Source organism: Streptomyces flaveolus, from assembly GCF_000716535.1.
Taxonomy (GTDB): domain Bacteria; phylum Actinomycetota; class Actinomycetes; order Streptomycetales; family Streptomycetaceae; genus Streptomyces; species Streptomyces flaveolus_A.
This window is the reverse complement of sequence record NZ_JNWV01000010.1, coordinates 16214-28592: the sequence shown is the minus strand read 5'-3', so window position 1 is coordinate 28592 and position 12379 is coordinate 16214. Positions and strand designations below refer to the sequence as shown.

At 72.4% G+C, this 12379-nt stretch carries 10 protein-coding genes; 6 read left to right on the top strand and 4 right to left on the bottom strand.

The window, feature by feature from the left end:
• Window positions 1-15: 15 nt before the first annotated feature.
• Window positions 16-774, top strand: coding sequence for an endonuclease V (locus OO52_RS12090; protein ID WP_030643233.1), 759 nt, complete (start codon window positions 16-18; stop codon window positions 772-774).
• On the opposite strand, the gene OO52_RS12085 is transcribed toward OO52_RS12090, so the two are convergent.
• Together OO52_RS12085 and OO52_RS12080 are read right to left on the bottom strand one after the other, a co-directional pair.
• Window positions 723-911 carry a hypothetical protein gene (locus tag OO52_RS12085; RefSeq protein ID WP_030643230.1) on the bottom strand — a complete coding sequence of 63 codons (189 nt, stop codon included), beginning with the start codon at window positions 909-911 and terminating at the stop codon, window positions 723-725. The two genes, OO52_RS12090 and OO52_RS12085, sit on opposite strands and share 52 nt — an antisense overlap.
• Window positions 912-1020: 109 nt before the next feature.
• On the bottom strand, window positions 1021-2199 hold the full coding sequence (locus OO52_RS12080) for a saccharopine dehydrogenase family protein (protein WP_030643228.1): 1179 nt from the start codon (window positions 2197-2199) through the stop codon (window positions 1021-1023).
• 369 nt (window positions 2200-2568) lie between these two features.
• Here OO52_RS12080 and OO52_RS12075 point away from each other — a divergent pair, with 369 nt between their 5' ends.
• Genes OO52_RS12075 through OO52_RS12065 form a run of 3 tightly spaced genes read left to right on the top strand, consistent with a single transcriptional unit; the run spans window position 2569 to window position 7230 of the window.
• On the top strand, window positions 2569-3744 hold the full coding sequence (locus OO52_RS12075) for a CaiB/BaiF CoA transferase family protein (protein WP_106971974.1): 1176 nt from the start codon (window positions 2569-2571) through the stop codon (window positions 3742-3744).
• Window positions 3745-3787: 43 nt separating this feature from the next.
• Window positions 3788-5002, top strand: coding sequence for an acetyl-CoA C-acetyltransferase (locus tag OO52_RS12070; protein ID WP_030643223.1), 1215 nt, complete (start codon window positions 3788-3790; stop codon window positions 5000-5002).
• A 50-nt stretch (window positions 5003-5052) separates the two neighbouring features.
• Entirely contained in the window at window positions 5053-7230 is a 2178-nt protein-coding gene (locus OO52_RS12065) for a 3-hydroxyacyl-CoA dehydrogenase NAD-binding domain-containing protein (RefSeq protein WP_030643221.1), read from the top strand.
• A 6-nt stretch (window positions 7231-7236) separates the two neighbouring features.
• On the opposite strand, the gene OO52_RS12060 is transcribed toward OO52_RS12065, so the two are convergent.
• Entirely contained in the window at window positions 7237-7983 is a 747-nt protein-coding gene (locus OO52_RS12060) for a MerR family transcriptional regulator (protein ID WP_030643220.1), read from the bottom strand.
• A 221-nt stretch (window positions 7984-8204) separates the two neighbouring features.
• On the opposite strand from OO52_RS12060, the gene OO52_RS12055 reads away from it, so the two are divergent.
• Together OO52_RS12055 and OO52_RS12050 are read left to right on the top strand one after the other, a co-directional pair.
• Window positions 8205-9671 carry an amino acid permease gene (locus OO52_RS12055; protein ID WP_030643218.1) on the top strand — a complete coding sequence of 489 codons (1467 nt, stop codon included), beginning with the start codon at window positions 8205-8207 and terminating at the stop codon, window positions 9669-9671.
• A 128-nt stretch (window positions 9672-9799) separates the two neighbouring features.
• Window positions 9800-10717 carry an adenosine kinase gene (locus OO52_RS12050; RefSeq protein WP_030643214.1) on the top strand — a complete coding sequence of 306 codons (918 nt, stop codon included), beginning with the start codon at window positions 9800-9802 and terminating at the stop codon, window positions 10715-10717.
• A 39-nt stretch (window positions 10718-10756) separates the two neighbouring features.
• Here the strand turns inward: OO52_RS12050 and OO52_RS12045 are convergent, their stop codons facing one another.
• Window positions 10757-12271 (bottom strand): M1 family metallopeptidase, encoded by a 1515-nt coding sequence (locus OO52_RS12045; protein WP_030643212.1) that lies wholly within the window; start codon window positions 12269-12271, stop codon window positions 10757-10759.
• Window positions 12272-12379 lie beyond the last annotated feature (108 nt).

Here is a 12379-nt window from a genome sequence, read left to right as displayed (position 1 = left end):
GTACAGTCACCCGGCATGAGGATCGTCGCCGTACCCGCGGGCTGGCCCGCGACCGAGGACGAGGCCCGCGCCGTCCAGGACGAGCTGCGCGGGCGGGTGGTGCTGGACGAGCCCGGACCGCCGCCCGGGACGGGCCGCGTCACGGGCGTCGACGTCGCCTACGACGACGACCTGGACCTGGTCGCGGCGGCGGCCGTCGTGCTGGACGCGGGCACCCTGGACGTCGTGGCGGAGGCGACCGCCGTCGGCCGGGTCTCCTTCCCGTACGTGCCCGGCCTCCTCGCCTTCCGTGAGATCCCCACCGTCCGCGCCGCCCTGGACCGGCTGCCGTGTCCGCCCGGCCTGGTGGTGTGCGACGGCTACGGCCTGGCCCACCCGCGCCGCTTCGGCCTGGCGAGCCACCTGGGCGTGCTCACGGACCTGCCGACCGTCGGGGTCGCCAAGAACCCGTTCGCCTTCGCGTACGACGACCCCGGCCCGGCCCGGGGCGGTTGGGCACCGCTGCTCGCCGGGACCGAGGAGGTCGGGCGCGCCCTGCGCACCCGGGACGGCGTCAAGCCGGTGTTCGTCTCGGTCGGCCACCGGGTGAGCCTCGACAACGCAGTGGCGCACACCCTGGCACTGACCCCGCGGTTCCGGCTGCCGGAGACCACCCGCCGGGCGGACGCCCTGTGCCGGCGCGCGCTGCGCGAGGCGGCACAGGGCCTGGCCGGCGGCCCGGATCAGGACTCGACGACGCGCCAGGCGCCGACCTCCCGGTACTCCGAGTCGTAGACGGCCGAGCCGTCGCCGGGTTCGAGGGCGTAATGGCGCAGGTTGCCTCCCCAGTACCGCAGGACGCGTTCCAGCTCACCCACCCGGTCCCGCGCCACCGCGCCGTCGTCCACGGTCACTTCGAGCACGAACTTCACGACTGTTCCGCCTCCTTGGCCTCGTCCGGCACGAGCCGCCATCGTCCCGGTCCGGCACGCGGCCCTGTCCCGGAGCGCATGGCCGCGGCGGCGACCGGCGGCTGTGCCGCTAGCGTTCCGCCGCCACCCGGAAGGTTATCCCCGCCGCGCGCAGCCGCTCGGTGAGGGCGTCGCCCATCGCCTGGGCCGTGGTGACCTGGCCGGCCGTCGGCGGCAGGTCGTCGAACGCCAGGCACAGGGCCGCCTCGGCGAACATCTTCGCCGTCTCGTCGTACCCGGGGTCGCCGCCCGCGACCTCGGTGAACACGCGCCGGCCGCCGCCCTCGCCGATGAACCGCACCGAGAACCAGCTCTTCGCCCGCTTCTGCGCGCTAGGTCCGTCACCCGGCTTGAGCCGGTCCGACAGCCAGCGCCGGGCGGGCGGCAACTGGGCGGCGGCCGCCACCGCGCCGGCGGCCGCGACCCCGCCGAGGGCGACCGGCAGGCGCCGCACGGCCGCGAAGTGCCGGTAGCGGAAGTCCGGGCCGTACCGCTCCAGCGCCCGCGCCGAACGGCGCACGATCTGCGGGTCGATGGTGGGCAGCGGCAGCGCCCACGCGCCGACCTCCGCCGCGTACCTCGGCGTGCCCGTCGGCGCCGTCACCCGACGGCCCGGCAGCCGCGGTTCGTGCCGTGCCCGCTCGCGCGCGGCGGCCAGCATCCGCCGTCCGCGGGCCATCTGGTTCAGCGCCGAGGCGAGGGTGCCGCCGGAGAAGGCCGCGTCGGCGGTCACGTAGCCGTCCACGGTCAGCGGCACGTCCTCGGGGAGCTGCCGGACCGTGAAGTACGCGCCCAGGTCGTGCGGCACCGAGTCGAAACCGCAGGCGTGCACCAGGCGCGCGCCCGTCTCCCGCGCGCGTGCGTCGTGCCGGACGTACATCAGGTCCACGAACTCGGGCTCGCCGGTGAGGTCCAGGTAGTCGGCGCCGGTGTCGGCGCAGGCGGCGACGAGTTCCTCGCCGTGCAGCACGTACGGCCCCACCGTCGTGGCGACCACGCGCGCGTGCTCGGCGAGGGTGCGCAGGGTGGCCGGTTCGGTCACGTCGGCGCGCAGCACACCGACGTCCGCGCCGCCGGGCAGGTCCTCGCGCAGCCGCTCCAGCCGCCCCTCGTCCCGGCCGGCGACGGCCCAGCGCAGGTCCCGCGGCGCGTGCGCGGCGAGATAGTGGGCCGTGAGCGTGCCGACGAAGCCCGTGGCTCCGAAGAGCACGAGGTCGTACGGCCGGTCCGTCCTGCTCATCCTGCTCATGACACCCCTTGGTCCGTGCGGCCCGTCGCGCAGCCCGCGCCGCTGTCGGTGGCCGAGGCTAGCGTGAGGAGTGCGGAGCCCGACGACCAGCCCGGAGGCAGTGGTGGCCGTAGCCAGGAATGCCGTGAAGAAGCGGGAGAAACCGCCCCGGCCCGGATGAGGGAACCGGGCACGCGGACCTCGTGACGGTCCCGGGCGCCCGTCGCCCAGGGGGACCCGGCGGAGCGCCGGTCACTCTCCCGGGTGATCGTCGGCCCGGCGGGCACTTGGCTAAGCGCTTGCTCGTTCAGGTCTTGTGTCCGGTGGAACGCGTTCTTAGCATCACCGGTGTTACATCAGTTGTGTCACACACGCCTGGGGGCTGGACGGATGACAACGGCAGGGACGCCGACGCCGGGCGACGGCCCGCTCTCCGGCGTGCGCGTGGTCGAACTGGCCGGCATCGGCCCGGGCCCGTTCGCCGCCATGCTGCTGGCCGACCTGGGCGCCGACGTGGTCCGGGTGGACCGCCCCGGCGGGCCGGGTCTCGCGATCGACCCGGCGTTCGACGTCACCAACCGCAACAAGCGCTCGATCGTGGTCGACCTGAAGGCACCGGACGGCCCCGCGCGCGTCCTGGACCTGGCCGAACGGGCCGACATCCTCGTCGAGGGCTACCGCCCAGGCGTCGCCGAGCGGCTCGGCGTCGGCCCCGAGGACTGCCACGCCCGCAACCCCCGCCTGGTGTACGGCCGCATGACCGGCTGGGGGCAGGACGGCCCGCTCGCCCAGCGCGCCGGCCACGACATCGCCTACATCGCGCTCACCGGCACCCTCGGCATGATCGGCCGCCCGGACGAACCCCCGGCCGTGCCCGCCAACCTCCTCGGGGACTACGCGGGCGGCTCCCTCTATCTGGTCGTCGGTGTCCTCGCCGCCCTGCACCACGCGCGCGCGACCGGCACCGGCCAGGTGGTCGACGCGGCCATCGTGGACGGCACGGCCCACCTGTCCGCGATGATCCACGGCATGCTCGCCGCCGGCGGCTGGCAGGACCGCCGCGCCGCCAACCTCCTGGACGGCGGCTGCCCGTACTACGGCACCTATGAGACCGCCGACGGCCGGTACATGGCGGTGGGCGCCCTGGAAGGCAAGTTCTACGCGGAGTTCCTGCGCCTGCTCGGCCTGGACGACCTCGCCCCGGCCCGCAAGGACTGGACCCGCTGGGGCGAGTTGCGCGAACGGATCGCCGCCGCCTTCAAGTCCCGCACCCGGGCGGAGTGGACGGCCGTCTTCGCGGACTCCGACGCCTGCGTGGCACCCGTGCTCAGCCTGCGCGAGGCCCCCGCCCACCCGCACCTGGCCGCCCGCGGCACCTTCACCGACCACGGCGGCATCACCCAGCCCGCCCCCGCCCCCCGCTTCTCCGCGACCCCCACCGCCGTCCGCACCGGCCCCGCCCGGCCCGGCGCGGACACCGCCGCGGTCGCCCGGGACTGGGGCATACCGGCACCCCCGACCGACGACCCCGACGACCGCGACGACCTGGTCACCGACGGCGGCTGACCCCGCCCACCCCGCTCGGCCCACCCTCCCGAAAGGCACCCCAGTGAGCACCGAAGCGTACGTGTACGACGCGATCCGCACCCCGCGCGGCCGCGGCAAGGCGAACGGCGCCCTGCACGGCACGAAGCCCATCGACCTGGTCGTCGGCCTCATCCACGAGATCCGCGCCCGCTTCCCAGGCCTCGACCCGGCCGCGATCGACGACATCGTGCTCGGCGTCGTCGGCCCCGTCGGCGACCAGGGCTCCGACATCGCCCGGATCGCCGCCCTCGCCGCCGGACTGCCCGACACGGTCGCGGGCGTGCAGGAGAACCGCTTCTGTGCCTCCGGTCTGGAGGCCGTCAACCTGGCCGCCGCGAAGGTCCGCGCGGGCTGGGAGGACCTGGTCCTCGCGGGCGGTGTCGAGTCCATGTCCCGGGTCCCGATGGCCTCGGACGGCGGCGCCTGGTTCAACGACCCGATGACCAACCTCGCCGCCAACTTCGTGCCGCAGGGCATCGGCGCCGACCTCATCGCCACCATCGAGGGCTTCTCCCGCCGGGACGTCGACGAGTACGCGGCCCTGTCCCAGGAGCGCGCCGCCACCGCCTGGAAGGAGGGCCGCTTCGAGAAGTCCGTCGTCCCCGTCAAGGACCGCAACGGCCTCGTCGTCCTCGACCACGACGAGCACATGCGCCCCGGGACCACCGCCGACTCCCTCGCCAAGCTGAAGCCGTCCTTCGCGGACATCGGCGACCTGGGCGGCTTCGACGCCGTGGCCCTCCAGAAGTACCACTGGGTGGAGAAGATCGACCACGTCCACCACGCGGGCAACTCCTCCGGCATCGTGGACGGCGCCTCGCTCGTCGCGATCGGCTCCAAGGAGGTCGGCGAGCGCCACGGCCTCACCCCGCGCGCGCGGATCGTCGCCGCGGCCGTCTCCGGCTCCGAGCCGACCATCATGCTCACCGGCCCCGCCCCCGCCACCCGCAAGGCACTGGCGAAGGCCGGCCTCACCATCGACGACATCGACCTGGTCGAGATCAACGAGGCGTTCGCCGCGGTCGTGCTGCGCTTCGTGAAGGACATGGGCCTCAGCCTGGACAAGGTCAACGTCAACGGCGGAGCCATCGCCCTCGGCCACCCGCTCGGCGCCACCGGCGCCATGATCCTGGGATCGCTCATCGACGAACTGGAGCGCCAGGACAAGCGCTACGGCCTCGCCACGCTCTGCGTCGGCGGCGGCATGGGCATCGCCACCATCGTCGAGCGCCTCTGAACTCCCCGCGGAACCAAAGCGCCCCGAAGACTTCTACGGAGACGACTGTCATGACCGAGAGCACCACCATCCGCTGGGAGCGGGACGACACCGGTGTCGTCACCCTCGTCCTGGACGACCCGAACCAGTCCGCGAACACCATGAACCAGGCGTTCCGCGACTCCCTCGCCGTGATCACCGACCGGCTGGAGGCGGAGCGGGAGAACATCCGCGGCATCATCTTCACCTCCGCCAAGAAGACCTTCTTCGCGGGCGGCGACCTGCGCGACCTGATCCGGGTCACGCCCGAGACCGCACAGGAGCTGTTCGACGGCGGCCTCGCCATCAAGCGGAACCTGCGCCGCATCGAGACCCTCGGCAAGCCGGTCGTCGCCGCCATCAACGGCGCGGCCCTCGGCGGCGGTTTCGAACTGGCCCTCGCCTGCCACCACCGGGTCGCCCTCGACGCCCCCGGCACCAGGATCGGCTGCCCCGAGGTCACCCTCGGCCTGCTTCCCGGCGGCGGCGGAGTCGTGCGTACCGTGCGGCTGCTGGGCATCGCGGACGCCCTGCTGAAGGTGCTCCTCCAGGGCCGGCAGTACAACGCCCGGCGCGCCCAGGAGAACGGCCTCGTCCACGAGGTCGCCGCCACCCCCGAGGAACTGCTCGCCAAGGCCCGGGCCTTCATCGACGCGAACCCCGAGTCGCAGCAGCCCTGGGACAAGCCGGGCTACCGGATCCCCGGCGGCACCCCGGCCAACCCGAAGTTCGCCGCCAACCTGCCCGCCTTCCCGGCCAACCTGCGCAAGCAGACCGGCGGCGCCCCCTACCCGGCGCCGCGCAACATCCTCGCCGCCGCCGTCGAGGGCTCCCAGGTCGACTTCGAGACCGCCCAGGTCATCGAGGCCCGCTACTTCGTGGAACTGGCCGCCGGGCAGACCTCGAAGAACATGATCCAGGCCTTCTTCTTCGACCTCCAGGCGGTCAACTCCGGCGCCAGCCGCCCGGGGGGCGTCGAGCCCCGCCAGGTCCGCAAGGCGGCCGTCCTCGGCGCCGGCATGATGGGCGCCGGCATCGCCTACGCGTGCGCCCGCGCGGGCATCGACGTCGTCCTCAAGGACGTCTCCCTGGAAGCGGCCGTCAAGGGCAAGGGCTACTCCGAGAAGCTGTGCGCCAAGGCCGTCGCCAAGGGCCGCACCAGCCAGGAGAAGGCGGACGCGCTGCTCGCCCGGATCACCCCCACCGCCGAGGTGGCCGACCTCGCGGGCTGTGACGCGGTCATCGAGGCCGTGTTCGAGGACACCGCCCTCAAGCACAAGGTGTTCCAGGAGATCGAGGCCGTCGTCGCCCCCGACGCGCTGCTGTGCTCCAACACCTCCACGCTGCCCATCACCACCCTCGCCGAGGGCGTGCAGCGCCAGACCGACTTCATCGGACTGCACTTCTTCTCGCCGGTCGACAAGATGCCGCTGGTCGAGATCATCAAGGGCGAGCGCACCGGCGAGGAGGCCCTCGCGCGCGCCTTCGACCTGGTCCGGCAGATCAACAAGACGCCGATCGTCGTCAACGACTCCCGCGGCTTCTTCACCTCCCGGGTGATCGGCCACTTCATCAACGAGGGCGTCGCCATGGTCGGCGAGGGCGTCGAGCCCGCCTCCGTGGAGCAGGCCGCCGCCCAGGCCGGCTACCCGGCCAAGGTGCTGTCCCTCATGGACGAGCTGACCCTCACCCTCCCGCGCAAGATCCGGGGCGAGACGAAGCGGGCCGTGGAGGAGGCCGGCGGCACCTGGACCGCGCACCCGGCGGAGGCGGTCGTCGACCGCATGGTCGACGAGTTCGGCCGCACCGGCCGCAGCGGCGGCGCCGGCTTCTACGACTACACCGAGGACGGCAAGCGGGCCGGGCTCTGGCCGGGCCTGCGCGAGCACTTCACCCGGCCCGGGTACGAGATCCCGTTCCGGGACATGCAGGAGCGCATGCTCTTCGCCGAGGCGCTCGACACCGTACGCCTCCTGGAAGAGGGCGTCCTGACCTCCGTCGCCGACGCCAACATCGGCTCGATCCTCGGCATCGGCTTCCCCGGCTGGACCGGCGGTGTGCTCCAGTACATCAACGGTTACGAAGGGGGTCTGCCCGGATTCGTGGCCCGCGCGCGGGAGCTGGCCGAGCGGTACGGCGAGCGGTTCGCCCCGCCCGCGCTGCTCGTGACGAAGGCCGAGAACGGGGAGACGTTCACCGACGCCCGCTGACGCGCCTCAGCCGGACGGGGAGGCCCGGGAGGCACCCTCACGGGCCTCCCCGTCCGCCGCCGCGCCGTCCAGCCACTGGCGCAGCTCCTCCTTCAGCGACCGCTGGAAGGTGGTGAGCAGCGCCTGCACCACGAGCGGGTGCATATGGGCCGACAGCGACCTCACGTCCCGCGTGTCGCGTTCGGCGACGGCCTCCCGCAGCAGATCCGACAGCTCGTGGGCCGCCGCGCGCGCGTGGTCGGTCAGAACGGTCCGGGCGGCCAGGATGGTCTCCTGCGACAGCGGTACGTCGAGGAGCCGCACCGCGAGCCGCAGCAGACCGCAGTCCACGCGGAAGGACTCACCGTCCCGGGTCACCACGTTCATCGCGGCCAGCCGGTCCACGTCCTCCTCGGCCAGCCGGCGTCCCGCCCGCCGCTCCAGTTCCGCGCGGGACACGGTCTCGACGGTGTCCGGCGCCCAGGAAGCGACCACCGCCCGGTGGATCGCCAGATCGTGCGGACCGAGGTCGGCCGGCAGCTGCCGCAGGTGCCGTTCGATGGCCGCCAGGGTCATGCCCTGGTGCTGCATCTCCTCGATCAGCTCCAGCCGGGCCAGGTGTTCCCGGCCGTAGTGGCCCACCCGGCGCGGACCGATGACCGGCGGCGGCAGCAGTCCCCTGGTGCCGTAGAAGCGGACCGTGCGCACCGTGACGCCCGCCCGCGCGGCCAGCTCGTCGATCGTCAGGGTGGGCTCGCCGGTGTCGGTCGTCATGTGCAGCAGTATCGCTGTCTCACCAATGGTGTGAAACCCGGGGCGAGCCCGTGGCGAGCTTGTGAGAAGTACCGCTCTGTGAGGTGGACCACCGCATACCGGGCGGTCTCTCTGGGAAGCTGCTGCCTTGGTCTGTGCCGCGACACAAGGGTGGTGCGGGCCAAGACCTGCACGAACCCCGGACCCATGAGGTCCGGGCGCACCAGGAAGTGGAACCACCCGTGAGCAAGGAAGCCGTGGAATCGGCACAGGCCACCACCCACCCCCAGGTGGCCCGGACGCCCGCGGACGCGGGCGACGCCGGTTACAGCAAGGACCTCAAGGCCCGCCACGTCAACATGATCGCCATCGGCGGCGCCATCGGCACCGGCCTCTTCCTCGGCGCCGGCGGACGCCTGCACAACGCGGGCCCGGCGCTCGCCCTGGCCTACCTGGTCTGCGGTGTCTTCGCGTTCTTCGTCGTCCGGGCCCTGGGCGAGCTGGTCCTGTACCGGCCGTCCTCCGGCTCCTTCGTGTCGTACGCGCGCGAGTTCCTCGGCGAGAAGGGCGCCTATGTCGCCGGCTGGATGTACTTCCTGAACTGGTCGACCACCGGCATCGCCGACATCACCGCGATCGCGCTCTACACGCACTACTGGAGCATGTTCACGTCCATCCCGCAGTGGGTGCTGGCGCTGATCGCCCTCGCGGTCGTCCTCGCCGTGAACCTGATCTCGGTGAAGATCTTCGGCGAGATGGAGTTCTGGTTCGCGATCATCAAGGTCGCCACCCTCGTGGGCTTCATGCTGATCGGCATCTTCCTGCTGGCGACCCAGCACGACGTCGGCGGCAGCAAGCCGGGCCTCGACGTCATCACCGACAACGGCGGCGTCTTCCCGCACGGCCTGATGCCGGTCGTCCTGGTCATGCAGGGCGTGATCTTCGCGTACGCCGCCCTGGAACTGGTGGGCGTGGCCGCAGGCGAGACCGCCGAGCCGGAGAAGGTCGTCCCGCGCGCGGTGAACTCGATCATGTGGCGCGTGGGCCTGTTCTACGTCGGCTCGGTCGTGCTCCTCGCCCTACTGCTGCCCGGCTCGGTGTACTCGGCCGACCAGAGCCCGTTCGTGACCGTGCTCTCCAAGATCGGCGTCCCCGCGGCCGGTGACGTGATGAACCTGGTCGTGCTGACCGCCGCCATGTCCTCGCTCAACTCCGGCCTGTACTCCACCGGCCGCATCCTGCGCTCGATGGCGATGGCCGGCTCGGCGCCGAAGTTCACCGCCCGCATGAACCGCAGCCAGGTGCCTTACGGCGGCATCCTGCTGACCTGCGCCGTCTGCGTGCTCGGTGTCGGCCTGAACTACCTGGTCCCCAGCCAGGCCTTCGAGATCGTGCTCAACGTTGCCTCGCTCGGCATCATCAGCACCTGGGTGATCATCATGGTCTGCCATCTGGTGTTCGTCCGCCGCGCCCGCGCGGGCCTGGTGGCCCGGCCGCACTTCCAGCTGAAGTTCAGCCCGGTCACCGAGATCGCCACCGTGGTGTTCCTGCTGGTCTGCCTCGGCATGATGTGGAACGACGCCGAGGTCGGCCGCAAGACCCTGCTCCTCGTCCCGGTGATCGCCGTCATGCTGGTCGCCGGCTGGTTCGGCGTCCGCCGCCGGGTGGCGAGCAGCACCGACCAGGAGCTGACCGAGCTGTCGAAGTAGCGGTTCGGCGCCCCTGTCGGTGGCGTCGCGTACGGTGCCGTCATGCCGGAGATCACGCGGATCCGGCATGACGCCACCGTGCCATCGGGAGTGCCCCGGAGGGGGCGCGCGGAGGGGGAGGACGCGGGATGACCGGGCGAACGGACACGACCGACGTGCTGGTACTGGGCGGGGCCGGTGTGGACACGATCATCCCGGTCCCCGAGCTTCCCCTGCCGTACGCCGACAGCTACATGATCGACTCGGGGATCCGCACCCGCGCGGGGCAGACCGGCGACTTCGTCGCCCTCGGACTGGCCAGGCTCGGGCTGCGCACCCACCACGTGGACCTGCTCGGCGACGACCCCGAGGGCGACCTCGTGCGCGCCCTGCACCAGGAGCACGGCATCGCCCTCACCGCGCTGCCCCAGCCGGCCGGCACCAAGCGCGCCGTCAACCTCGTCGGCCCGGACGGCCGCCGGCTGTCCCTGTACGACACCAGCCGCGCCCACCCCGACGACCGCTTCCCCGAGGCCCGTCTGCGCGCGCTGGCCGCCGCGAGCCGGCATGTGCACGTGACCATCACCCAGCCCTGCGCCCACGCCCTGCCGGTCCTGCGCGAGACGGGCCTGCCGCTCTCCACCGACCTGCACGACTGGGACGGCGAGAACCCGTACCACGAGCCCTTCGCGTTCGCGGCCGACGTCGTCTTCCTGTCGGCCGCCGCCCTGACCGACCCCGAGCGGACCATGCGGCGCATCGCCGAACGCGGGCGGGCCGGGACCGTCGTCGCCACCGCCGGGGCCGAGGGCGCCCTCCTACTGGCCGACGGCGAGCTGACCCGGGTACCGGTGGCGACCCCGCCCGCGCCCGTCGTGGACTCCAACGGCGCGGGCGACGCCTTCGCCGCCGCGTTCCTCTACGGCCGGCTGAGCGGCGAGCCGCCCGAGCGGTGCGCCCGGTACGGCGCCGTCGCGGGCGCCTACGCGTGCACCGTCCCGGCCACCCGCGCGGACGCGATAGGCCGGGACGAGCTGCTACGACGGGCGTCGGAACCGGGCCGCTGAGGCGCCGGGGACACCGGGGTGCCGGGCCCCCGGCCCGGCTCAGTGCCCGTGCACGGCGTTCGTCGCCTCGATCTTCTTCCATGACTTCGGCTGCGTCACCGCCGTACCCGACTGCGGCCGCTCCACCGCCGTACCCGTCTTCGCCAGGCCCCGGACCGCCGGCGCGGCCGGCTTCACCGGCTGGAACAGCCAGGTGTCGAACAGCGCGGCCAGCGGCTTGCCGGACACCCGCTCGGCGTACTTCTGGAAGTCGGCCACCGAGGCGTTGCCGTAGGCGTGCTCCTTCGGCCAGCCCTTCAGGATCGCGAAGAACGCGTCGTCACCGATCTCGTTGCGCAGCGCCTGGATGGCGAGGGCGCCCCGGTCGTAGACGGCGGCACCGAACTGCTCGTCCGGACCCGGGTCGCCGGGCTTCACCGTCCAGAAGGCGTCGTCGGCCGGGTGCGAGGCGTACACGTAGTCGGCGAGTTCCTGCGCGGTGCCCTCGCCCTCGTGCTCGGACCACAGCCACTGCGCGTACCGGGCGAAGCCCTCGTTGATCCAGATGTCCTTCCAGCCCTCGAGCGACACGTCGTCGCCGTACCACTGGTGGGCCAGCTCGTGCACCACCACCGAGGTGTTGGAGCCGTTCGCGAACTGGCGCGGGCTGTAGTAGACGCGGGTCTGCGTCTCCAGCGCGTAGCCGGTGGTGGTGTTCGGCACGTAGCCGCCCGCCGAACTGAACGGATACGGCCCGAAGTAGCCGCTCAGCCAGTCCACGATCTCACCGGTGCGCTCCACGCTCGCGCGCGCGGCCCCGTCGTTGTCACCGAGGTCCTTGCTGTAGGCGTTGATGACGGGCACCCCGCCGTCGGAGGTGCCGGTGGTGATGTCGAACCTGCCGAGGGCGAGCGTGGCCAGATAGGTCGCCTGCGGCTTGTTCTGCCGCCAGTTGTAGCGGGTCCAGCCCAGCTTCGAACTGGTCGACTGGAGCGTGCCGTTGGAGATGGCCTGGGTGCCGTCCGGCACGGCCACCGACACGTCGTAGGTGGCCTTGTCGCTCGGGTGGTCGTTGCTCGGGAACCACCACCAGGCGGCCTCGGGCTCGTCGGCGGCCACCGCGCCGTCCGGCGTGCGGTGCCAGGTGGAGAAGCCGTAGGCGCTCTTCGTCGACGGCACCCCGCTGTAGCGGACCACGACCGTGATCGCGGTGCCCTTGGCCAGCGGGGTCTTCGGGGTGACGACCAGTTCGTGCTGGCCGGACGTCGAGAAGGACGCCTTGGCGCCGTTGACGCGCACCTCGCTCACGTCCAGCAGGAAGTCCAGGTCGAAACTGGACAGGTCCTGGGTGGTCTTCGCGAGGATCGTCGCCGTGCCCTGCAACTCGTCCGTCTTCGGCTGGTACTGCAGCCTCAGGTCGTAGTGCGAGACGTCGTAACCGCCGTTGCCGTAGTACGGGTAGTAGGGGTCGCCGATGCCCGGTGCGCCGGGGGAGTAACTCGCGGCCGATGCCGGGATCGCCAGCAGGAGGGAGGCCGCCGCGAGCGCGCCCGGTGCGATGATTCTGCGGTGCACGTCAGCTCCAAGTCGTAGGGACGGTGCGTCCGTTCGGAGATCAGTTCGGATCCTATTCAGTCCCCGTGGCCACTGCCCTGTCCATGACCCCTCCTGTCACACGATCGC

Bases quoted from the DNA above. Each gene is read 5' to 3' on its own strand.
- OO52_RS12080 (WP_030643228.1), bottom strand. From the start codon at position 2,199: ATGAGCAGGATGAGCAGGACGGACCGGCCGTACGACCTCGTGCTCTTC.
- OO52_RS12090 (WP_030643233.1), top strand. From the start codon at position 16: ATGAGGATCGTCGCCGTACCCGCGGGCTGGCCCGCGACCGAGGACGAG.
- OO52_RS12050 (WP_030643214.1), top strand. From the start codon at position 9,800: ATGACCGGGCGAACGGACACGACCGACGTGCTGGTACTGGGCGGGGCC.
- OO52_RS12075 (WP_106971974.1), top strand. From the start codon at position 2,569: ATGACAACGGCAGGGACGCCGACGCCGGGCGACGGCCCGCTCTCCGGC.
- OO52_RS12060 (WP_030643220.1), bottom strand. From the start codon at position 7,983: ATGACGACCGACACCGGCGAGCCCACCCTGACGATCGACGAGCTGGCC.
- OO52_RS12065 (WP_030643221.1), top strand. From the start codon at position 5,053: ATGACCGAGAGCACCACCATCCGCTGGGAGCGGGACGACACCGGTGTC.